This is a genomic window from Pseudomonas sp. BN417 (assembly GCF_029871205.1).
GTDB lineage: Bacteria > Pseudomonadota > Gammaproteobacteria > Pseudomonadales > Pseudomonadaceae > Metapseudomonas.
Genome location: NZ_SSOJ01000128.1, coordinates 12474 through 34522 on the forward strand (window position 1 = coordinate 12474; position 22049 = coordinate 34522).

At 61.6% G+C, this 22049-nt stretch carries 18 protein-coding genes and 1 pseudogene; 3 read left to right on the forward strand and 16 right to left on the reverse strand.

Annotated elements, in window-relative coordinates; all coding sequences use genetic code 11:
* Positions 1–214: 214 nt before the first annotated feature.
* On the forward strand, positions 215–532 hold the full coding sequence (locus E8F11_RS16455; RefSeq protein WP_280289908.1) for an MATE family efflux transporter: 318 nt from the start codon (positions 215–217) through the stop codon (positions 530–532).
* Between the two features lie 320 nt (positions 533–852).
* Here the strand turns inward: E8F11_RS16455 and E8F11_RS16460 are convergent, their stop codons facing one another.
* From E8F11_RS16460 to E8F11_RS16490, 7 genes and pseudogenes are all read right to left on the reverse strand, one after another.
* A complete protein-coding gene (locus E8F11_RS16460; RefSeq protein WP_280289909.1) occupies positions 853–2016 on the reverse strand; it encodes an MFS transporter in 1164 nt (387 codons plus the stop codon).
* Positions 2017–2037: 21 nt separating this feature from the next.
* Positions 2038–2409 (reverse strand): ethanolamine utilization protein EutQ, encoded by a 372-nt coding sequence (locus tag E8F11_RS16465; RefSeq protein ID WP_280289910.1) that lies wholly within the window; start codon positions 2407–2409, stop codon positions 2038–2040.
* Positions 2406–3734 (reverse strand): FAD-dependent oxidoreductase, encoded by a 1329-nt coding sequence (locus E8F11_RS16470; RefSeq protein WP_280289911.1) that lies wholly within the window; start codon positions 3732–3734, stop codon positions 2406–2408. Before E8F11_RS16470 ends, E8F11_RS16465 begins: the two co-directional genes overlap by 4 nt.
* A gap of 10 nt (positions 3735–3744) precedes the next feature.
* Positions 3745–4980 (reverse strand): FAD-dependent oxidoreductase, encoded by a 1236-nt coding sequence (locus E8F11_RS16475; RefSeq protein WP_280289959.1) that lies wholly within the window; start codon positions 4978–4980, stop codon positions 3745–3747.
* Positions 4969–5130 (reverse strand): annotated as a pseudogene (locus E8F11_RS16480) (rubredoxin); the annotation flags it as partial. The gene E8F11_RS16475 and the pseudogene E8F11_RS16480, both read right to left, overlap by 12 nt.
* Before the next feature lie 12 nt (positions 5131–5142).
* Positions 5143–6588: an aldehyde dehydrogenase family protein gene (locus E8F11_RS16485; RefSeq protein ID WP_280289912.1), complete on the reverse strand. Its 1446-nt coding sequence runs from the start codon at positions 6586–6588 to the stop codon at positions 5143–5145.
* A 10-nt stretch (positions 6589–6598) separates the two neighbouring features.
* Entirely contained in the window at positions 6599–7786 is a 1188-nt protein-coding gene (locus E8F11_RS16490; RefSeq protein WP_280289913.1) for an aromatic ring-hydroxylating dioxygenase subunit alpha, read from the reverse strand.
* Positions 7787–8187: 401 nt separating this feature from the next.
* On the opposite strand from E8F11_RS16490, the gene E8F11_RS16495 reads away from it, so the two are divergent.
* Positions 8188–9894 (forward strand): BCCT family transporter, encoded by a 1707-nt coding sequence (locus E8F11_RS16495; RefSeq protein WP_280289914.1) that lies wholly within the window; start codon positions 8188–8190, stop codon positions 9892–9894.
* Between the two features lie 148 nt (positions 9895–10042).
* Here the strand turns inward: E8F11_RS16495 and E8F11_RS16500 are convergent, their stop codons facing one another.
* The 9 genes from E8F11_RS16500 to E8F11_RS16540 form a co-directional block, all read right to left on the reverse strand.
* Entirely contained in the window at positions 10043–10954 is a 912-nt protein-coding gene (locus E8F11_RS16500) for a LysR substrate-binding domain-containing protein (protein WP_280289960.1), read from the reverse strand.
* A 438-nt stretch (positions 10955–11392) separates the two neighbouring features.
* The gene (locus E8F11_RS16505) at positions 11393–12277 is read right to left on the reverse strand and encodes a DMT family transporter (protein WP_280289915.1); all 885 of its coding nucleotides are present in this window, start codon (positions 12275–12277) and stop codon (positions 11393–11395) included.
* A 121-nt stretch (positions 12278–12398) separates the two neighbouring features.
* Positions 12399–13436, reverse strand: a complete 1038-nt coding sequence (locus tag E8F11_RS16510) for a GlxA family transcriptional regulator (protein ID WP_280289916.1) — start codon at positions 13434–13436, stop codon at positions 12399–12401.
* Positions 13437–13580: 144 nt separating this feature from the next.
* Entirely contained in the window at positions 13581–14927 is a 1347-nt protein-coding gene (locus tag E8F11_RS16515) for an MmgE/PrpD family protein (protein ID WP_280289917.1), read from the reverse strand.
* Between the two features lie 68 nt (positions 14928–14995).
* Positions 14996–16036 carry a glycine betaine/L-proline ABC transporter substrate-binding protein ProX gene (proX, locus tag E8F11_RS16520; protein ID WP_280289918.1) on the reverse strand — a complete coding sequence of 347 codons (1041 nt, stop codon included), beginning with the start codon at positions 16034–16036 and terminating at the stop codon, positions 14996–14998.
* 56 nt (positions 16037–16092) lie between these two features.
* Entirely contained in the window at positions 16093–17046 is a 954-nt protein-coding gene (gene proW, locus E8F11_RS16525; protein ID WP_280289919.1) for a glycine betaine/L-proline ABC transporter permease ProW, read from the reverse strand.
* A 52-nt stretch (positions 17047–17098) separates the two neighbouring features.
* Positions 17099–18271, reverse strand: coding sequence for a glycine betaine/L-proline ABC transporter ATP-binding protein ProV (gene proV / locus E8F11_RS16530; protein WP_280289920.1), 1173 nt, complete (start codon positions 18269–18271; stop codon positions 17099–17101).
* 247 nt (positions 18272–18518) lie between these two features.
* Positions 18519–19466 carry a DMT family transporter gene (locus tag E8F11_RS16535; protein WP_280289921.1) on the reverse strand — a complete coding sequence of 316 codons (948 nt, stop codon included), beginning with the start codon at positions 19464–19466 and terminating at the stop codon, positions 18519–18521.
* A gap of 73 nt (positions 19467–19539) precedes the next feature.
* Positions 19540–20751 carry an aromatic ring-hydroxylating dioxygenase subunit alpha gene (locus E8F11_RS16540; protein ID WP_280289922.1) on the reverse strand — a complete coding sequence of 404 codons (1212 nt, stop codon included), beginning with the start codon at positions 20749–20751 and terminating at the stop codon, positions 19540–19542.
* Positions 20752–20988: 237 nt separating this feature from the next.
* Here E8F11_RS16540 and E8F11_RS16545 point away from each other — a divergent pair, with 237 nt between their 5' ends.
* The gene (locus E8F11_RS16545) at positions 20989–21939 is read left to right on the forward strand and encodes a LysR family transcriptional regulator (RefSeq protein WP_280289923.1); all 951 of its coding nucleotides are present in this window, start codon (positions 20989–20991) and stop codon (positions 21937–21939) included.
* The last annotated feature ends 110 nt before the right edge of the window (positions 21940–22049 follow it).

Sequence of the window (22049 nt, forward strand, 5' to 3'; positions counted from 1 at the left end):
AAGTGGGAATCACCACGCCTTTGCCAGCCAGGTTTTTCATTGATGCATAGCCCATGGCATTGAATGGCGCACCATGTGCACCTGGGCAGATGACGCTGTGTGTTTCAAGGTCGGGGTGGCCTGATTGCAACGGTGGCCATTAACCTGTCAATCGGCATCGCGACGGCGCTGTCGGGGCAATTCGGCCCGGACGCGATTGCTGGCTACGCACGTCTTGAATACTTGCTTGTTCCGCTGGCATGCAGCGGCAATCTTCCCGCGCCCCTGGCTGATGCTGTGTGGCAATGAGCCGGCAATGCTTGAGGCTGGCACCCAATACCTGCAAGTGGTCGGTCCGTTGTACGGCTTCTTCGGCCTGGGACAGGTGTTGCATTTCGCATTGCAAGGCGCTTGGCGTCTGTTCTGGCCTGTGATTGGCAACCTCGCACGTCTGGTTGTGGCTAGTCTTGGAGGCTGGCTTGCCTTGCGCTGGGGCATGGCGTTCGTGGTGTATGGCCTCGTCATCACTGCCACGATAGCCGGTGGTGCGTAGTTCGGCCGCGCGAGTTGGCCGCGCAGCACTGCCGCTTTGATGCGGCGCATCCAGCCGACTTGATCATTCCTGCATGTATCCACTGCACTTCTTGCTTCGGTTCGGGCTATTTGTGACCGGCCGCTTCTGGCCCAGGCTGTGTAAAAACGCCTCAAGGACAAGTCCCTGATCAAGCAATGATCAAATTTGGCGCTCTCCCGGAAAATCCAAGCAGGCTCGATGCGAAGAATTCTCCAGATTTCGCGTAGCGCCGCACCCCTCAAATTTGCGCGGGAGTTTTTACACAACCTCGGCCGAAAGTAGCCGGTAGTTAATGGCAGCTACCGGCCATTAGCCAGGACAGTTGAAGTACAGCTTTCCCGTCCCGCTCTGATGAGCAGGGTCAATAGCGCCGTTACGCCAATACTGAACAGGTACAGCGCCTGCGGACCAAACCGCTCCATGAGCGCGCCTGCGACTAGCGGCCCAATGGCCGCGCCAATGCCGAAGGCCACCAGCAGCACTCCGGCCACGGCCACCCGCAGTTCAACTTCCAGGTTGTCATTTGCATGCGAGACACCGAGTGGGTAAAGGCAGAACTGCAGGAAGCCGATGACCGCGCCGGCCAACATCGCCCAGCTCGCGCCTGGTGCGTCGAGAACAGCCAAAGGCAGGTAAGCGACGCATAGCAGGATCGAGATCACTCGAATCAGAGCGACACGAGAATACCGGTCCGAGAGCATTCCAAGCGGAAGTTGAGCGACGAGCCCGGCGGCGATGCCGAGTGCCATGAACTGACCGACTTCCGAGGGAGTGAATCCCAGCTGCGCAGCGAAGATCGGCGTCAACCCATAGAAACAGCCGTTCAACAGTCCCGAGACGAGAACGGCGCCCAGAGCCTGCGGCAATCTGCGGATGTAGAGCATCGGCTGAATACGCACCTGGCTGATGGCACTCGGCTGCGCGCCGGTATGCAGGGCCATGGGCACCATTCCGATGGCAAAGGCGATAGCCACGCCGGACAAGGCCATTGCGCCCAGCCCATCGTCGAGGCTAAGCAACAGTTGCCCCAGCATCATGCCGATGTAGCTCGCCACCATGTACAACGACATGGCGCCGCCCCGACGCTCTGCCGGTGCGCAGTCGTTGAGCCAGCTCTCGATGACCATCATCTGGCACATCATTGCCGCGCCTACGATGAACCTCAACGCGAGCCAGAGTGGTAGCCAATCGCTTAGCTGATGGCCGAGCACCGCAGTCACGATCACGCCGGCGCCTGCCACGAAGGCACGTGCGTGGGAGACGCGGCCGATCAACCAGTAACCGATGCGCCCTCCCACCACCATCCCCAGCGCATTGGCTGCCATGAGCCCGCCGCCCCACAACTCCGCGACTCCCCCAGCATCCAGACGCAGTGCCAGGTAAGTCATCAGCAGGCTGGACCCCAGTTGCATCAGCAGGGTCGCGGCATAGATCGATCCAAATGCCTTGGTGAGTGCAAACAATTGGGGTCCCCAGGTCAGTTGTCAGGCGAGGCCATGGCGCTGTTTCCAGTCACCCGGATGAACGACATAGCCGAATAATGCGTGGCCTCCATAGACGAGTTCGGTCCCTTCGGGAATCCACAACAACTGCCCCGGTTCCACCCGATACAGCTCGCCATTCGCCCTGAGTTCGAAACAGCCTTCGATGACGAAGATCACTTCGTCGTAAAGCAGCGTCCATGCGACCTCGGCCCCCTCCCATCGCGCGAAGCCGATGCCCAGCGCGGGCGACACTTCATTGCTGACGGCACGGGCCACGCTGGCACCACCCGGTGGCTCACCCCGATGGGTGAACACCAGGTCCCGGTGATCCACCAGCAGCACCGGCCCTCTTCCACTCGGTGCCATCGTCATAGTTCGCTCCTGCTGCTCCAGGCCGCCCAGCGGATACGCGTCCGCACCCCGAGGCCGAGGAAAGGCTCTGGAGGATTGAGCGAGGGCATGCCGGTCACGGCCTGGATGTCGCCGAGCAACGAAGACTCTGCCCCCACCACCCTGTCGGCCAGCAGCGTTCCGGAAATGGTGCCCCAGGCCGCACCGACGCCATTGTCGCAAGCGGTAGCGAACACACCGTCGTCGAGCTGGCCGAAGAAGTTGGTGAAGTTCCTCGAGATGGCGTAGGCACCACCCCAGGTATGGGTGAATGGCACCCCGGCGAGCTGCGGATATCGCGCGAGGAAAGCCTTGCGGTGATCGTCTCGGACCTTCGCCCGTGTCCCTTCGCCGACACTGCGCCCGTATCGCGGCACATGCTTGTAGGTGTTGCGAATGATCAGCCGGCGATCCTGGGTCATCCGCACAGTGGTGCCGGCATGATCGGCCGGGGTCAGGCCCCAATCGGCCTGGATGCCAATGGCATTCATCTCGGCATCGGTGAGCGGGCGCGTCCAACTGGCGAACGTCATTACCGGCAGCAGGCGGTTGCGGAGGTAGCCGAACTCCTGGGTGAAGATACTGGTGCCCAGCAGTACTCGCGGAGTGCGGATCGATCCGCCATTGCCATGGAGTAGCCATTGCCCGTCAGCATCCTTCTCCAGGCGCTGGATGGGCGACTCCTCGAGCACCTCGACATTCTCCGGCAAAGATGCGCCGAGCCCGCGTACCAGTGCGGCCGGCTGCATCAGGTAGCAGCCCGGGGTGAAGATGGCGCGACTGTAATAGCGGCTTCCGAGCACACCGGCCAGTTCATCGCGCTCCACTAAACGGTAGGGTTCGCCGAGGTCGGCCATCAGTTTCTCGAAATGATCGAGATAGGCGAGACCGCGTTCGCCCACTGCGCCTTGATACTTGCCGGCATGGGACCACTGGCAGTCGATGCCATGGCGGCCGATCAGCGTCTGCAGCTGGTCGATGGCGGCCCGGTTGAGTCCGAGCAGGCGCTGCTTGTGCTGCGGATCGGGATGCTCGAGTGCGAACTTGTGCGGCAGGTCGATGACGAAACCCGAGTTGCGGCCCGAGGCGCCGTAGCCGATGCGCTGGGCATCCACCAGCAGGATGCGGGATTGCGGCAGGTGCTCGGCCAGTCGGCGCGCCGCGGCGAGGCCGGCGAAGCCAGCGCCGATCACCACGTGGTCGGCTGTACGCTCGCCGCTCAGGCGCTTGGCGGGAAGGGGTTCAGGCAGAGCGGCATACCATCCACAACTGCGGTCATCATGAGGCAGATTAACGATACTGTTCATGGTTCGGCTCTCACGCCACGTTCTGTTGGATGTCCTGGCAGTTCTGCAGCCAGGCATTGCGTTTTAGTTGCGCCTGCCGCCCGAGGAGGACAAATCCACGCATTGCGCCGGCTGAGTCATGGAAGGCCGCGCGCAATCCATCGCTGGTCGCCTCGCAGCTCCACTCCCCCTCGCAATCGACTGGTGGCGGCAGCAGGCAGAGCGGTGCCGCCGGCGTCTTGACCGTCACTGGCATCAGGGGGTAGCTGACGGCAGTCGACTGCCCGGCCAGGGTCCGTGCGAGCGCGCGGATTCCTTCGTTGATCGGCGCAAGGTAAGGCAGCAACTGCCCGTCGACTTCGATGCAGTCCCCCAGCGCGAAGATGCCGGGTTTCGAGGTCTGCAGGCAGGCATCCACCTGTATGCCGCGCCCACAGGCCAGGCCGGCGTCCACGGCCAGTTGCAGGTTGGGCCGCAGGCCGACGGCGGAAAGTACGAGGTCAGCCTCGACGACCTGACCGTCGGACAGGGTCAACCGATAACCGTCCGTACCCTGATCCACACGCTGCAAGGTGGTGCGCAGGTTCCATTGCACGCCGAGCCCGGACAGCGCCTGCCGCAGGTGCAGGCCCGCCGCTTCCGGCAACAGGCGCGCCATCGGCCATGCGCCCAGGCCGATGACCCGCACCTGGTAGCCACTGTTCGCCAGGTCGTTGGCGAACTCGCAACCGATCAGTCCATCGCCGAGGATCGCCACGCGGCGCACGCCCTCCAACCGCTCGCGGAACTCCCGGTAATCCTGCAGGTTGTTGACGCTCAGCAACGCATCGGCGCGACCCTCGATGGGCAGCCGCACTGGCGAGGCACCGCTGGCGAGTACCAGTTGGCCGTATTCCATTTCACCCAGGCTGGTGTACAGCCGCTGCGCCTCGGTATCGATACGCTCGACCCGGCAATGGGTGTAGACACGGATATCCAGGCGCCGCTCCAGTGCCAGCGGACTCTCTGTTGCCAGCGCCGCCGCACTGCGCCCTTGCGCCAGCGCGATGGACAGTGCCGGCTTGGAGTAGCCATGCCCGCACTCCTGAGTCAGCACACGGATATCCAGCTGCGGGTTGGCCTTGCGCAGTTCCTGGGCCAGGCCATAACCGGCATGGCCGCTGCCGATGATGACCACCGGCTGGGCGGCCACAGCCGCCACCAGGGGTTGCGTCGCCACAGCTAGCGGCGCGGCGACGGCAGTCACCGGCTCGCTGATCTCGATCATTTCGAAATCGGCCTTGCCGACCTTGCAGTCGGGGCACAGCCAGTCCTCCGGCACATCTTCCCAACGAGTGCCAGGAAGGATGCCGTCGTCCGGCCAGCCCATGGCCTCGTCATAGATCAGGCCACAGATGATGCAGAGCCATTTCTTCATCGCCCCACCTCCTCACTCGCCCTTGATCCGCAGCGCCAGGTTCTTGGTCCGGACGTAGCTGTAGAGTGCTTCCTGCCCCTTCTCCCGGCCGAAACCGGACAGCCCCACCCCGCCGAACGGCGTCTCGATCCCGCCCGCGTACCATTCGTTGACGAACACCTGGCCGGCGCACAGGCGGCGCGCGCAGCGCAGGGCCCGATTCAGGTCCTGGGTGAAGACCCCTGCGACCAACCCGAACTCGGTACCGTTGGCGATGGCAATGGCCTCCTCCTCGGTATCGAACGGAATCACCGCCAGCACCGGCCCGAACACCTCGGAGCAGGCGATTTCCATGTCCGGGCTGACGTCACGGAACACCGTGGGGGCCATGAAATGCCCACGCAAGCCGCTGATCGCTTCGCCGCCGGTTGCAATCACCGCCCCTTCTTCCTCGGCGCGCCGGCACATGGCCTGGATGCCTTCGAGTTGGCCGGCCGAAATCACCGGCGTCAGGTCCGGATCATCCTGGCCCAGGCCGACCTTCAGCTCCTCGGCCATGGCCGCCACAGCAGCGACCACCTCGTCGTATGCCGAGCGATGAACCAGCAGGCGGGACATGGCCGAGCAGACCTGGCCGGCATTGAAGAAGATTCCGTTCCTGACGCTGTTCAAGAGCTGCTCGCGATCGGCATCGGGGAAGACCAGCGCAGCCGACTTGCCGCCCAGCTCCATGACGCTGGGGATGGCATGCTCCGCTGCGGCACGCAGGATGCTTTGGCCGGTGCCAACGGAGCCGGTGAAAACGATCTGGTCGACCTTGCGATGACCCGCCAGATAGGCGCCGACTTCCCGGCCGCGACCGCAGATCAGGTTAACGGCACCGCGCGGCAGTCCGGCGCGCTCGATCGCTTGCAGCAGTACGCACAGGCCCAACGGCGAGAGCTCCGGCGACTTGACCACCACCGCGTTGCCGGCCGCCAGTGCCGGTGCCAGCGAGCGGGCGCAGATGGACACGGGGAAGTTCCAGGGCACGATCTGCAGCGAAACGCCCATCGGATCGTAGACGGTGAAATCCATGTAGCCGTTGCCGAGGGGGATCGAGGTTCCCTCGATCTTGTCGGCCATACCGGCGTAGTACTCGAAGTAGCGAGCGGCCTCGATGAACTCGTCGCGGGCATCGCGCAGGCTCTTGCCGTTCTCCTGGCACAGTACCCAGGCGCCCTCCTCGGTTACCGCGCGGATCTGCGCGGCGATTTCCAGCAGCCAGGCTACCCGTTGGGCCGGGCGCACCCGGGTCAGCTCGCCACTATCGGCGCAGCGGCGCGCAGCCAGTATGGCGCGCTCCGCGTCGGCCACAGTGGCCTGGGCGACGGTGGCAACCGCTTCAGTGGTGCCGGGATTGTGGACGGCAAGATGCTGCTCGGTGTCGGTCCACTGGCCGTCGATGAAGTTCAACCAGTGCGATGCGATCGGATGCATGGCGATCACCTCAGGCGTTCTGCGCGGATTGGAGCAGTTGCTCCGCCGCCCACTTGTGGAAGTAGTGGGTGGGCAGGTCCATTTCCGGCGAGAACGCACCTCCGTTGTAGCCCGGAGAAGAGCGGCCCATTTGCATGCCCTCGACCGACGCGATGTCCTCGGCGAATACGACGCGCCAGGACTCCATGACCGCTTTGCGCGCCGCCTCGAAACGGCTGTCGAGGGCCTCGTCGCCTACATAGAAGAGACGCAGGTGCTCTACGGTCTTACCGGGTGCGATCGGCTCCAGCATCATGGCGAAGGCGTGGTCCGCCTGGATACCCAGCAGGACGTTGGGGAAGAAGGCCACGTACTCGGCGGTGCGCATACGATCCTGCGGCCAGGACGGAAAGGTCGGCAGGTGGGTTCCGGCGACATCCGAAAGGTTGTATGCGTGACTGCCCTGGCCGGCGAACTGGTCGAACATGATGTTGTAGTGGTCTTCCAGGCGCGAGTAGCTATTCAGGCTTGGGTGCACCCACGGCAAGTGGTACGCCTCGCAGTAGTTCTCCACCGCCAGTTTCCAGTTGCAGTTGACCTCGATGCTCATGGCGCCACTGGTGGCCTCGCGGCGCAGCAGGCTCATGCCATCGGTGCCAAGGAAGCCTTCCCAGCGCTCGGTCAGCGGCGCGAGCTGCTCTTCCAGGTCCGGCGCATCGGCAGACAGGTTGATGAACACCATGTCCATCCAGATGGTGCTGCGCAGCGCCTTGAGGCCGTGCTTTTCACAGGCGAAGCGCTCGTCCTTGTGCTGGTTGATGCCACCGACATGCGGAGTCCCTTTCAGGCCGCCGTTCAGATCGTAGGTCCACGAATGGTAGGGGCAGCGGATCACACCCTGCACTTCTCCCGCCTGTTGCACCAGCTTCACGCCGCGGTGGCTGCAGACGTTGTGGAAGACCTGAACCAGGCCCTCGCGATTGCGCATCATCAGCAGGGGCAGCCCCATGAAATCCACTGGCTTCACGTAGCCGTTCTTCGGCAGGTCGCTGGCAAAACCGATGCAGGCCCAGTTGCGGCCAAGCACCTGGTCCCGGTCCAGCTCGAAGTAGCGCTGCTCGGTATAGAACTCGTTGGTCAGGCCGTGAGCTTCATGGATGGGAGCCAGGACGGTTTCCAGAGCCTGAGTCGGAATGAGGCGGGGAGCAGTCGAAGTCATTGTTGTTCTCTCTTGCTAGCACGGAAGGAATGCGCGGCCGATTGGGCCTGCTGCATGGCGGCGAGTTTCGGCAAGAGAGAAAGCAGTCGACAAACGATTTTTTCGCGCCGATTAATTACTTTTAATCATTAATTGCAATCATGAATCCATCGAATTGGCCCAGCACCCAACCTAGCTTTCGGCCAAATCAATTTATGAGCTTTGGTAATTAATTGATGAAGAGAAATGAGTTGTCGCGGATACGGGCTTGCACCATTTTGTTGCCACATCTCGGGCCTGCAACGACCCGAGGTCGCCCCGCCGAGAAGCGGTAACCGTGGTCCCGAGCAACAGCTCGGTGACATGCCCCGCTTCGCCGAGCAAAGCCTTCAACCCTTAAACAAAAACAAAAGGGGAATGACATGCGTGCAGAATCGGGTCTTCTCAAAGGCCTCAACCCCCATGTCACGGTGACTTCGATAGCCACCGTGGTGCTGTTCGTGCTGTTCTGCGCGCTCATGGACGAGCGAGCCGCCCAAGCCTTCGAATCAGCGTCGACCTTCATTCTGAACAACTTCAAGTGGTACTACCTGGCCCTGGTGAGCGGCGCCCTCTGCCTGCTGATCTGGATATCCCTCAGCAGATTCGGCACCTTGAAATTGGGCGCCCATGACGACGAACCAGAGTTCAGTTTCGGTTCCTGGATCGCCATGCTGTTCAGCGCCGGAATGGGCATCGGGCTGATCTTCTGGTCGGTAGCCGAGCCAATGCTGCATTACGCCGACAACCCTTTTTCCAAGGGACTGACCGATGAAGCTGCCAGCATGGCCATGCGGATAACCCTGTTTCATTGGGGACTTCATCCATGGGCGATCTTTTCCCTGATCGGCCTGAGCCTGGCTTACTTTGCCTATCGCAAGGGTTTGCCGTTGGCCCTTCGGTCGTTGCTGTATCCGTTGATCGGTGACCGGATCTACGGATGGATCGGCCATGTCGTGGACATCATGGGCGTCGCGATCACGGCTTTTGGCGTCTCCCAATCGCTCGGCCTGGGCGTCGCACAGATCAATACCGGCCTTCACCAGGTATTCGGGCTTCCCATCAGCATCGGCCTCCAGCTGTCCATCATCCTGGTGGTCACCATCATCGCGTCCATATCGCTCCTGGCTGGCCTGTCCAAAGGGATGAAGCGGATTTCGACGTTGAACATGTACATCTCGTTCGTGTTGATGCTGATCGTCCTAGCCATCGGCCCGACCCGTTACATCCTCAACCTCATGTTCGAATCCACCGGGGATTACCTGCAGAACCTGGTCGGATTGAGCCTCTGGATGGACACCCAGAAGGACACCGAATGGCAGAACTGGTGGACTGCCTTCTACTGGCCATGGTGGATGACCTGGGGTCCCTTCGTGGGCCTGTTCATCGCGAGGATCTCCAAGGGACGCACGATTCGGGAACTCATCGTCGGCGCCCTGGTGGTTCCCACACTGGTCACGATTCTGTGGATGTCCGTATTTGGCGGCGCCGCACTGAAGAACGAACAGACCGAGCGCCAGCAATACGAGAAAGTGACCGCGAACGCCGAGCTCATCCAGGAACAGGCGAAGTTCGAAGGGGGCTCCATCCTCCTCGCCACCCAGAAGGAAGCCACCGCGGCCATGTTCACCCTGCTGGAGAAGCTGGACGGCCCGGTCGTGGGTGGCGCGCTCTCCATACTTGTCTGCCTACTGCTGGCCGTGCACTTCGTCACCACGGCCGACGCCGGCACTCAAGTGCTCTGCACACTGAACGCCCTGGGAAGCACCAACCCGCCCAACTGGATCAGGCTGCTGTGGTGCATTCTGGAAGGCGCAGTCGCTGCCGGACTTCTCCTGGCGGGGGGCCTCAAGGCCATTCAGATGGCGAGCATAGTCGTGGGCCTGCCAATCGCAATCCTGATGATGGTAATGAGCTACACCCTGATTCGCAGCCTGCGTCAGGAGTCGTTCAACGGCCATACCACCCTACCCCCGGGTGGCCGTATACCCGTTCAGGAGCATTCCCAGGAGGGTGTCTCGCCACTTCGCGGACCAGTACTGGGCGGGGCTGCTGCGGCAACGTCAATGACCGCACAAAGGGCCGGCTGATATTGGCAATCCCGTGGCGCCTCTACGGTTCTGGATGCGATGAACCGTAGGGAGCCACTCGCCACCTGACAGCGCCGAGGCCGTCAGCCACAAGCTGACGGCCTCGGTCGTTCCGGATCAACAAGAACGGGCCTCCCGCTCGCCGGCATCACTGCCCTTGAACGGAGGGGAGTCCCATGAGCCAGTCGCGGAACAACTTCACGCTTTGTCGTGGCCCACGTGAATGGAGAGGTTCCAGCAGACAGAACTTCGCATCGGTCTGCAGAACCTGATCGTTCGGCCGCACGAGACTTCCCGTGCTCAACGGCTCATCGACGAGCCTGTTCCAGGCAAGCGCCACGCCCTGCCCGCTCACCGCTGACTGGATCAGCATGCTGTAGCTGTTGATATTGACCCGGTGCTTCGGGACTACAGGTTCATGTCCAAGACGCTTGAGCCACTCCGGCCAGCCGATCCAGTCTCGCTGCGAGTCTTCGAGCCAAAGCCAGGTGCAGGAAGAGAGTCCCTCGATCGATGAAAGCTGAGGGTTTTTGGCCAGGTAGCTCGGACTACAGACCAGATAAATTTCTTCCGAAAAGAGCGGTGTCACCTCCATATCCCTGGGAGGCGTACTGCAGTAGTACAAAGCCAGATCGCAATCGAGCCTGGAATAGTCCTTCACATGATCGAGAGCGATGATCCGCAGGTCGATCTCCTCGTGCTGACTCTGGAACTCTGCCACTTTGGGCAGCAGCCAGAGCGAGGCCATGGCTGTACTCGTGGCCACTGTCACTTGCTGGTCCCCGCGCCATTGCCGGATCTCCCCCGTGGAGCGAGCGAGATGGAGCAGGCAATCACGCACCGTCTCGTGGTATTGGGTACCTGTCGGCGTCAAGGCAATGCTTCGGGTGGTCCTCTCGAACAATGTCTTCCCGAGATAATCCTCCAGCAGCCGGATCTGGCGACTGATCGCACCTTGGGTGACGTTCAGCTCCTTGGCGGCATGGGTAAAACTCAAATGACGGGCAGCGGATTCAAAGGCGAGCAGGCTGTTGAGTGGCGGAAGGGGTTGAATTTTCACGGCGAGGCGTTCACTCATTCTTATTTTATGAGTCGAACATTTTAGTCCTTTAGTCCCGTGAAGGTGTTCCCAAGACAGTGGCTGGTACTGATCCAACTTGCAGGTGAGGTGTCAGCGTTTCCCGTGAGGTTCCTACCGGTACCGTCCGCTTTTGGCTGCGGATTCAACCGGTCGACGCAACGGATTGGCTAAAACGTTCAGCAGGCGTTGCAATTGGCTGGTCAAGAGAATGCGAATACGCACTAGAGCCTAATTGGTCAGCTTGCAGCTGTTCCTGCGTTGCAATGCAGCATGGCCGACAATCAAGAGATCGCAGGCAGGTTCTTAGCGCTTCCCGCCGAAAACAGACTGTCCGCACCAGCCGCTGCGAGCTGCTGCCTTGCTAGACGGACGCCCTCCTCTCCGACCGACGGCCAGGAGCGGAATCCACCCTGCGCACTATCTGACCCTGGCGGCGTAGATACCCCCTGCAAGCACCAGGGCTGCCCCCGCGATAGTCCAGGTGTCGGGGAATTCGCCAAACACGAGTAAACCGACCAGCGTGGCAAAGACGAGGAGTGTGTAGTTGAACGGCTGCAGGGCAGCAGCTGGGGCGTACTCCAGGGCCTTGATCAGGAGGAGGTGCCCAATCATCCCGGCGACTGAATAAACACCAAGCAGCACCCACTCCACAGGAGACGGCGGCAGCCACGCAGGGATACCGAAGCAGGTTGATGCGATGGTCCCGACTACCGCCATGTAGAGCATGTTCGTGGCAAAGGAATCACTCTGCCCGGTTTTGCGTGAAAGCAGGTTATACGCAGCGAAACCCAGGGCAGCCAGCAGCGGCAACAAGGCGGCGGCATCGAATACACCGAAGCCTGGACGCAGGATAACCAAGGTGCCGGCGAAGCCCACCAACGCACCGATCCAATGGCGAATACCAACGACTTCGCCGAGGAATACCCCCGCCAACGCCAGCGTTATCAGCGGAAACACCGCCAGAAGGGCATGGCTCTCAGACAAACCCAGATAGTGGAGTCCCCAACCGAAAAGTGCTGCTTCTCCAATTGCCAGCAGCGAGCGAAGAACCTGGAGCCAGGGGAGCGAACTGCGTGCCGCGATCCTCAGACCTCCTTTCCACGCGGCATAGCCGATGGCTGCTACGACGAGCACCCAATAGCGCATCATCAAGAGCTGCGCGATGGAGAAGTCCTTGACGAGGTATTTGGTGATCCCATCCTGGGAAGCGAAGACCAGCATTGCCAATATGCACAGACCGATTCCGCGGCGGGTTCTGGCAGCTTCCGTGCGGGGCAGTGCGAGCATTACCTGGCTATTCATGAACAAGCGACCTCAGGCCAGGACACTCTGTGCAGGCGTCAGTGGTGAGAGAAATTGTCTTGGAATCGAGTTGCATTGCAGCTTGAAAAGCTCTCTCCGACGCCCATGCACTATCCGGCGGCTAAATCTTGAAATGGGTACGTGCGCGAAACTGTCCGGGGGCGATGTCGAACTTTTCACGAAAACACCGGCTGAAATGCGGAAGAGTCGCAAATCCGCTCGCCACAGAAATTTCGGTCAAGGACTTGTTGGTGTGCTGCAGGAGTTGACGCGCGTGCGTGAGCCGCAGCTCCATGTAGTAGCGCGGAGGTGTGGCCTTGACGTATCGCCGGAACAGCCGCTCCAGGTGTCGTCTGGAAATACGCGCATATCGCGCGATCTCAACTATCTCTATCGGATCCTCGATATTGGTGTGCATCAGCTCCAGGGCAAGCTTGAGGGTTCGCGGCAAGGTTGGATCGAAGTCGATCGACACGACTGAAACATCGACGGTTTCCCGCATCTTGTCGCACCCCAGGACCTCCTCCACCGCATCCAGCAGTTCCTGGCCAGCGCTGTGCCCCACCACTTCCAACATCATGCCCAGCGAGCTGTTCGCGCCAGCGCAACTCATTCGCTTGCGGTCCAGAACGTGGGAATGACTGGTCACGCTCACCTTGGGAAAGAGCTCGGACATCATCGCCCGGCCGTCCGGATGAAACGCACACTCATGGCCATTCAGCAGACCGGCCTCAGCCAGGAAGTAAGCACCATTCCAGAGACCGCCAAGCACCGCACCCGCCGCGTCGGCGTGACGCAGCTTCGCCCTCAGCTGCGGCTCGCCCTGGAGACGAACACGGAATCCGCCGCACACCACAAGGATGTCCTGGCGCTTCTCGTCCAGTTCGGCCAGTGCGCAATCGGTCGAGATAGCGATGCCCAGGTCGCTCGTGACCAGGTTGCCTTCGCCGCCAACGACCAGAACTTCGAACACCGGTGTCGAACTCATGAGGTTGGCCGTCACCAGGGCATCCACCGCACCGGTGAAGGCCATCATCGAGAAATGCTCACGCAGGATGAAGGCCACACGCCGTACGGGCGTGGTCAGCCCTGCACGGCTGGCCCTGTCCAGATGGGCCAGATTCTTGCACTTCAATACACTCTCGAATGACGTTCTCATCTCTCGACTCACAGCTGTTCAGGAATCACATTAAAGCCACCCCACTCCTGGCAGCGGCCCATCCCCCGGCTTCAAGTGCCGGACAGCCCCATCGGGCAAAAGCGCCCCCAGTGTGCGGGCCGCACAGCAGCCCGCAACCTGTCATCAAGCCGCGCCTGATTCCCCGAACAGCAAGGCAAACAGCTTCTTGCAATCGGGACTCCCCGGTAATGCCGCAATCGCCTGTTCGATTTCGCGTCGCTGCGTTTCGCCCAGGCTGATTCCAGCCAGCAGGTTGAACTTGGCGAGGAATTCCGCGCGTGTCATGGCTGTCTCGGGGTCGCCCATGGCGGGGGTGATCGGACTCGTGATTACCTGGCCGTCCTTGAGCGAGACCGAGACTCTCGACAGGATTTCATTGGGGAAGCGCGCGGAGAGCTCATCACTCTCTTTGATTTCAATGCGCCGGCTCACCGCGAGGATGTCGGGGGCGTGGATCGCCTCCCCCGTCACCTCCAGCGGGCCGACCTGACCACGCACCACCAACGCCGCAAGCGGGAAGGCCAGCGCGTATTGGGCCTCGTCGGCATTAGCCGGCGTATGCCCCTGCAGGCGCATGGATTCATGAAAGGTCTGCACCTGGATCTGCTCGATGTTCTCGCCACGGATCTGCGGATGCTCGGCCATGAGGGCAGTCATGGCCGTCAGGGCCGGCTGGGCCCAGCGACAGACAGGCCAGGGCTTGAAGTATTGCGCGTCGATCTCCCAGCGCTCGCCGAGATCCCGCCAGTGGGCGGCCACCGCCTCGTCTTCCACCGTCTCGGCCGGCGCCCCGGTGACACCGGCTTCGGCCAGCAACAGGGCATTGAGTCCGGCGTAGGCCCCTGCGCCATGGGCATCACGCAGCATCGAGGGATGATCGACGAGCCGCATCATCGGACAGCGCGGGCCAAAGTATTCCGCGATGCCGAGGGCATGACGGAAGCGCTGCTCGTCCAGCCCCAGCAGTCGTGCGCCGCCACACACCACGCCGACGCCCGAGAAAGCGCCGGAGGCATGGTATTCGGGGGCGGTTGCCATCAGCGCGGCGCCAGCCCGCAGCGCCGTCTCGTAGCCGATGCAGAGGGCGCTGAGCAGTTCCTCACCGCTGATGGTCCTGCCCTGTTCGCGGCAAGCATCGACCAGCGCCAGCAATGCGGGCACCACGGTCGCTCCAGCGTGTCCCTTGGAGGTGAAATGCCCTTCATGGGCATCCAGGCTGTCAACGCTGAAGCCTCCCGCCCAAGCCGCCCCCAGAGGGTGCACCGGGCGGCCATCGAACAGCAGGCGGCTGGCCAGCTTTCCAGCCGGGTAATGGCTCAGCGCGTAATGCTTGAGTGCCTGGCTGGTGGTGTTGTCGCGCGCACCGGCCGCCACGCCCAGGATATCCAGCAAGCAGGTCTGCAACAGCTCGCGGGTATGGGACGGGGCGTCGCGGAAACTGAAATCGCGGACGAACGAATAGAGCGACATGTGGACACTCCACAGACGAAGTCGGGAAAGAAGGGAAAAGGTGCCCGCGACGCGGGCACCGGAGTGGGTTACTGCTGGGTCTGGCTGACCTGGTTCGCGGCGGAGGCTCGCGATGCCTGCAGCCAGGCGTCGAACTGCTGGCGATGCGCGGCGACCCACTCCTTGGCATGACGCTGGATGTCGGCGGGCTTCTTCTCGCCCTGCTGCATCTTCAGGTTCTGTGCACTCTCGTCATCGGTGCTGATCTGCACCAGCGAGAGGAACTTCACAGCCGCCGGGTTCTCGTCGGCGAAGTCCTTGTTCAGCACGGCCACGACCTTGTCCACGGCAAACCCGAGGTTCTTGCCCTTGTACATGGTGTCCACATCGTTGTTGCCGTCCGGCAGGTCGGTCTTCGGCACTTCCAGCCAGACCACGTCGGTGTTCTCGACCAGCACGCTGGCGATCCACTGCGGCACCCAGGTGAAGTACAGGATCGGCTTGCCTTCCTTGTAGCGGGTGATGGTGTCGGCCATCAGGGCGAAGTACGAGCCCTGGTTGACGTGCACGCTCTTGTCCAGGTCATACGCCTTCATGTGGTGGGAGATGACCAACTCGCAACCCCAGCCCGGGTTGCAGCCCGTCAGATCGGCCTTGCCGTCGCCGTCGGTGTCGAACAGCTTGGCGATCTCCGGTTTTTTCAGGTCGGTGATGTACTTGATGTTGTATTGGTCCGCGGTTTTCTTGTCGATCAGGTAGCCCTGGCTGACACCCGGCAGGATGTCGCCGGTCTTGACCATCACCTCGTCACCGCCGGCTTGCTGGTAGAACTTGTCGTGCAGCTTTTCCCACAGGTGCACGGTGAAATCGGCATCGCCATTGGCCAGGGCCACCATCATCACGCCGTACTCGGTCTCCTCCGGCTCCTGGACGTCGTAGCCCAGTTCACGCAGGCCTTCCATCGCCACCTCGCCGCGGAAGCGCTCTTCGGCGATGGAGGGGAAGATCGGCGTGACCTCGACGCCCTCGCCGGGCTTGTCGGCCGAAGCGCTGGCACTCAGGGCGGCGACCGTCAGGGACAGGGCGGTGGCGCATTGCAGGAGGTTGCGGGAGAACTTGGATAGATGCATCGTCTCGTACCTTTATTGTGGCTTCTTGTCGGGTTCGGCAGATCGAATCAGTCGGCTCAGGCGGTCTTGCGCCCCCCGGAGGATTGCCCGGCACCGCACAGACGCAGCAGCGCGCCAACGGGGCCGGTGTGGTACCAACGCAGGCTCGGGTCGGCGCTGGTGCGCGCACCCATGGCCTGGGTAAGGCGGTCGAGGAAGATGGCCAGCAACACCAGCCCTACCCCGCCGACGGTGGCCAGTCCCATGTCCAGGCGACCGATGCCGCGCAGGACCATCTGCCCAAGGCCGCCAACCGAGATCATCGAGGCGATCACCACCATCGACAGGGACAGCATCAGGGTCTGGTTCAGGCCGGCCATGATGGTCGAGGTCGCCAGCGGCAATTGCACGCGGGTCAGCATCTGCCGTGAGGTGCAGCCAAAGGCGCGGGCGGCCTCGATCTTGTCTTCGGGCACCTGGCGGATGCCCAGGTTGGTCAGGCGCACCAGCGGTGGTAAGGCAAACACGATGGTCACCAGCACGCCTGGCACGTTGCCGATGCCGAACAGCATCACCACGGGCACCAGGTAGACGAATGCCGGCAGGGTCTGCATGGCATCGAGCACCGGCCGCACCAATCGCTCCAGGCGGTCGCTACGGGCACAGAGAATACCCAGCGGGATGCCGAACACGGCGCAGAAGAACACCGAGGTCAGCACCAGCGCCAGGGTGGTCATGGACTCCGACCATACGCCGATCAGGCCGAGCAGAGTCAGGGTGACGAAGCAAAGTAGTGCCATGCGCTTGCCGGCCAGCTGCCAGCCAAGCATGGAGGACAGGATAATGCCGATGGTGGGCGGAATGCTCTGCAGGACGTATTCGAACCCGTTGAGCACCTGGTCGATGGGCCAGCGGATGGCACGGAACACGTCGCGGAAATTGTGCACCAGGAAATTCAGGGTGGTTTCCACCCACTCACCCAGCGGAATGTTGGCGCTCTGGAACGGATCGAGAAGACTGAATTCAGACATGCGGGCTACCTACTCTCCGAAGTTGCGGCTGTTGCGTGATCGAGGGATGCGCTCAGTGGCGGCTCAGGGTTTGCAACAGCAGATTCTTGGAAATGGTGCCCTTCAGAGCACCGCTGTGATCCAGGACGGGCACGGGATATGGGAGTGCCGCGACGATATCCAGCACGTCATGCAGGGGAGTGTCGGTGTAGACAGGGTGCTGCTTGTGCAGGCTGAACTGTGCTTCCGGCTGCCCGGCCGCCACGCTGCCGGACTCGTCCGCGCCCACCACGGCCAGCAGCTGGTCACGCTCGTCGATCAGGTAGCCGTAGGGCACCCCGGCCTGGAAGCGCGGGGCCTTGCCGTTCACCCGGCATACCGTCGCCGGGTCTAACTGGGCCACGTCGCCGGCCTTGAGTACCCGTGAGCTGTCGAAGCCCTTGAAGAAGGTCTCGACGTACTCGTTGGCGGGCTGATTCAGCAGTTCCTGCGGCGTGCCGATCTGCACCACCCGGCCGCCTTCCATGATCGCGATGCGATGGCCGATGCGGATGGCTTCTTCGATGTCGTGGGAGATGAAGATGATGGTGCGCTGCTGCTCGGCCTGCAGGCGTATCAGCTCGCCCTGCATCTCGCTGCGGATCAGCGGGTCGAGGGCGGAGAAGGCTTCGTCCATCAGCAGGATCGTCGGGTCGTTGGCCAGGGCACGGGCGAGACCGACGCGCTGCTGCATGCCACCGGAGAGCTGGTGCGGGTAGCTGTGCTCGTGTCCGGCCAGGCCCACCTGGCGCAGGGCCTCGCTGGCGCGGGCATGGCGCTCGCCCTCGCCCACGCCGGAGATTTCCAGGCCGAAGGCGGTATTTTCCAGGACGCTCATGTGGGGCATCAGTGCGAAGGACTGGAAGACCATGCCCATTTCCTTGCGGCGGACATCGAGCAGTTCCTTGTCGGACAGGCCGGTGATCTCGCGCCCGTTCAGGTGGATGCTGCCGGATGTGGGCTCGATCAGGCGATTGAACAGCCGCACCATGGTCGACTTGCCTGAGCCGGACAGCCCCATGATGACGAAGATCTCGCCGCGCCTGACCGAGAAACTGGCGTCGAATACCCCGACGACATGCCCAGTCTTGCGGAAAATTTCATTCTTGTCGGCGCCCTTTCTCAACATCTCCATGGCAACTTCCGGATGGGGTCCGAATACCTTGAAGATGTTCTTTACCGAAAGAATATCGTCGGCCTGATTCATACAACCCTCTTTGTTATGCTTATTAACCGATCAGTCAACTTCGCGCTTCCCAGTCGCCAGATGGACTGTGACAAGCGCCCAGCAAAACCGGAAATCCATTCGTCTCTGACGTGGGCAAACCGGCGCGCAGAAAATCCTGCTCCATAAAAGCGACATCGATTTATGAATGTCGCGTTGCAGCTTCAAATTAAGTTCAGACCCTCACAGCGTCCAACGACATTTGTTCGCCCGTAACCATAACTTCATGTTATTGATCACCCGTGGCGCCGCCTTGCAGCGAAGCAATTTCCGGCTCCACAGGCCCCTGACGCGCCAGGAAAACTGCCGCGAGCAGCACCATCAGTCCGCCACCGAACATGGAAGTTGTGACTTGCTCGCCCATGAGCAATACCGCAATGGTCACGGCCACCACCGGCTCCACGGTCGACAAGGTGGCGGCCGATGAGGGGCCTATATGCGGCGAGCCGGCCAGGAATGCCGCCACCGGTACCAGGGTGGCGAACAGCGCCAGTCCCAGAGTCGCCCCCCATGCGAAGGAGGTCGAAGGCAAGGAAGCGCCTTGCACGAGGGCCGCCAGGGCGAAGGTCAATGCGCAGCCCAGGAGCAACATGGCGGCCGATGCCAGTGGGTTCTCATGGACGACCCGATGGGTGCCGTAGATGATCGATGCCCCGTAGCACACCGCGGCGAACAGCGCCCATAGCGCCCCCATCGATGCGCCAGACAGGCTGAGCCCCGTGGCCATCACTACCCCACCCAGGGCCAACGCCAGGCTGACCAACTTGAGGGCGCTGGTCCGCTCCCCCAGCCAGGTTATGGATACCGCCGTGACGAAGGCCGGAAAGCTGTACACCAGGATGATCGCCAGACTGACCGATGTGGATCGGGCAGCGCTGTAGTACCCCAATGCCGCGAGCCCATAGCCGAGTCCGAGCAGCAGGTTCTGTCCCGCCAAGCGGCCTACGGGAAGGGCTATGCCCCGCCAGCGCAGGAACACCAGCAATAAGCCAACGGCAATCGAAAAGCGCGCCAGAAGGAGCCCCACCGGGTCGGCACCGCCGGCGTAGGCATACTGGGCGAACAGAGGCTGCAGGCCGTAACAGAACGCAGCCAGCAGTACGAGCAAGAAGCCCTTGGCATGACCATTTCGCCGAGAAAGGGAAATCATGGGTTGCATCACCAGGTTGTTGGCCACAGGGCCTTCCAGAATAAAAAAGGCCCCGTATCACCAGACGGGTGAACGGGGCCAAGTCGAAGCTGTACGTGGCTCAGTCGACCAACCGGCTGGTCATGGTCGCGCAGTACCAATCCACGAACTGACAGACTCCGTTTTCCGCAATCGACGAGTAAGGCCCGGGCTCATAGGCGGGAGAGCTGACACCCGCCTGAGCCCCCTCGACCAGGCGACGATCCTGGTCATTGGTGGCAATCCAGACCCGGGTCAGGCGATCGAGGTCATAATCGAGGCCTTCCTGCGCGTCCTTCGGTACCAGCCACTTGGTCGTCACCAGGGTTTCGTTGGGGCCTTGCGGCAACACACGGAAACTCAGGGCATGGTCGCCAAGGAAGTGGTTCCAGGTGGAGGGATAGTTGAAGTACAGCAGCGCGCCGATATTGTTCTCGCCGCTGCGATCGAGACGACCGGCCACCGCGGGCTTGCCGTCCATGGTGTAGCTCACGGCGCCGGCCGAAAGCGGAATGCGCGTCATGCGATACTGCCCCGCTTCGTCCATCACCAGGCGGCTGGGCAGGCCGGCTGCCTCACAACGATTCCAGTGCGCCACCAGCTCGGGGTCATCCTCGCCACCCACACCTGCTACCGAAAGGTTCTCAACGTAGGAGTTGAGCAACTCCGGATGGGTGCCGTCGCAGTGGTAGCACTCGCGGTTGTTCTCGAAGACCAGCTTCCAGTTACCCCGCTCGATCAGGTTGGACTCGAACGCCACCTTGCAGTCATCCAGATTGTGCGGACTGAGGAAGGGGGAAACGGCTTTGCGGAACTGCTCGAAATCCGGCGCCTTATCGGCCACGCAGACGTATATGTAGCTGTTCACCACTTCGCAATGCGCCGGCTTGAGGCCATAGTCGGCAACGTTGAAATCCGGCCCCATGTTACCGGCGAACAGCAATTTGCCATCCAGGTCGAAAACCCATTTGTGGTAGGGGCAAACCAACTTGGCAACTTTGCCGCTGTTCTCGGTGCAAACCTTGGAGCCCCGGTGCCGGCAGGCATTGTGGAACGCCCGCACCTGGCCATCGCCGCCACGCACCACCGCAATCGGATAGTCGCCAACTTGCAGGGTCAGGTACTGGCCGGGCTTTTCCAGCTCAAAGGTATGTCCGGCAAAGATCCATTCCTTGTGCCAGATATGCTCAAGATCCTGGCGATACACTTCCGAGTCACTGTAAACAGCGCGAGGAAGGGCATGACGCTCTTTGCGTTGGCGGATCAGGGCTAATACAGCGGTGTTTTTATCCATTGTTATAGGCACTCCGAAACAGGCCCGGGAAATTGTCGGTGCTTGCTTGATTCGGCGAAAAATGGAGTCATGGACTCATCAACTCGCCCTTTCCAAGGTCAGGGCTATCTGCATGAGTGCCCTTTCGGATAACCTCAGCTAAGCCGCCCCGCCGCGATTGCAGCAGGCCGGAGTCTAGGACGAGGTCGCCAGTCGGCAGAACCGACTTTTTATTCAGGATTTTGATTACTTGTAGTTATGGTCAAGCACACCGAGCCCGATCAGACCCTGATCAAGATGCCGTCGTTACGCGCCGTGAAGTCCTTCGTCGCGGCAGCCAAGTATCAGAATTTCACGCGAGCAGCTGAAGCCTTGTGTGTGACCCAGGCTGCGATCAGTCGGCAGATTCGCGAGCTGGAAATCTATCTGGGCGCCGAACTTTTCAAGCGCGAGGGACGCGCCGTGGAGCTCACGGCCGCCGGCTCGATTTTCTTCGATGCGGTGCAGTTGTCCTTCGTCAACATCTCCCAGGCCGCCGAGCGCATCCGCAACAAAAGCGCCACCAAACGCGTGCTCACCCTTTGCTGCTCGCCGGCATTCTCCGCGCACTGGCTTGCCCCTCGGTTGCCAAGTTTTTTCGGCGCGAACCCGGACGTCGACCTCAACCTGATCACCACGCAGAACTTCCTATCCATGGAACCCGGTGTGCGCCCGGACATCTTCGTCACCAAGATCGCCAAGATCCGCGAGGGCTATCGCAGCTACCCCCTGATGCACGATGTGATCTACCCGGTATGCACGCCGAAGTACCTCGAGGAACACCCGGAAATACGCACGCTGGAGGGCCTGCGCGACACCGTGTTGCTGAATCTCAGCCCCTACGGCCGCTCGCAGGTCGCCGAGCATGTCGACTGGAAGGTCTGGCTGGCATTCCACGATATCGATCTCGAGGCACGCGCGGCCAACGCCCCTCATTTCTTCAACGCCAACGACTACATCCTGCTGATCCAGATGGTTCTCAATCATCAGGGCGTCGCCCTGGGCTGGAATCATCTGGTGGGCCGCCTGGTCGAGCAGGGATTGCTGATCAGGCCCGTCGAGCAGGAACTGGTGCTCAAGGACACCCTGCACTACCTGACGTTCGACGAAGACAAAGAGGATGACGACGCCTGTTGTCGCCTGCGCGACTGGCTGCTCGCGCAGCCCTGATGACCTGGCGTTATTATTATCCTCCACATTTCGTTGCTTAATTCTCCAACACGATATTGCTAACATAAAGAGTTAAATTGTAATCAACCCCACAAGAACCTGCCCTGCGC

Coding starts and splice junctions, on each gene's coding strand:
- E8F11_RS16465 (WP_280289910.1), bottom strand. CDS start 2,409: ATGACGATGGCACCGAGTGGAAGAGGGCCGGTGCTGCTGGTGGATCAC.
- E8F11_RS16470 (WP_280289911.1), bottom strand. CDS start 3,734: ATGAACAGTATCGTTAATCTGCCTCATGATGACCGCAGTTGTGGATGG.
- E8F11_RS16475 (WP_280289959.1), bottom strand. CDS start 4,980: ATGATCGAGATCAGCGAGCCGGTGACTGCCGTCGCCGCGCCGCTAGCT.
- E8F11_RS16485 (WP_280289912.1), bottom strand. CDS start 6,588: ATGCATCCGATCGCATCGCACTGGTTGAACTTCATCGACGGCCAGTGG.
- E8F11_RS16490 (WP_280289913.1), bottom strand. CDS start 7,786: ATGACTTCGACTGCTCCCCGCCTCATTCCGACTCAGGCTCTGGAAACC.
- E8F11_RS16495 (WP_280289914.1), top strand. CDS start 8,188: ATGCGTGCAGAATCGGGTCTTCTCAAAGGCCTCAACCCCCATGTCACG.
- E8F11_RS16505 (WP_280289915.1), bottom strand. CDS start 12,277: ATGAATAGCCAGGTAATGCTCGCACTGCCCCGCACGGAAGCTGCCAGA.
- E8F11_RS16510 (WP_280289916.1), bottom strand. CDS start 13,436: ATGAGAACGTCATTCGAGAGTGTATTGAAGTGCAAGAATCTGGCCCAT.
- E8F11_RS16515 (WP_280289917.1), bottom strand. CDS start 14,927: ATGTCGCTCTATTCGTTCGTCCGCGATTTCAGTTTCCGCGACGCCCCG.
- proX (WP_280289918.1), bottom strand. CDS start 16,036: ATGCATCTATCCAAGTTCTCCCGCAACCTCCTGCAATGCGCCACCGCC.
- proW (WP_280289919.1), bottom strand. CDS start 17,046: ATGTCTGAATTCAGTCTTCTCGATCCGTTCCAGAGCGCCAACATTCCG.
- proV (WP_280289920.1), bottom strand. CDS start 18,271: ATGAATCAGGCCGACGATATTCTTTCGGTAAAGAACATCTTCAAGGTA.
- E8F11_RS16540 (WP_280289922.1), bottom strand. CDS start 20,751: ATGGATAAAAACACCGCTGTATTAGCCCTGATCCGCCAACGCAAAGAG.
- E8F11_RS16545 (WP_280289923.1), top strand. CDS start 20,989: ATGGTCAAGCACACCGAGCCCGATCAGACCCTGATCAAGATGCCGTCG.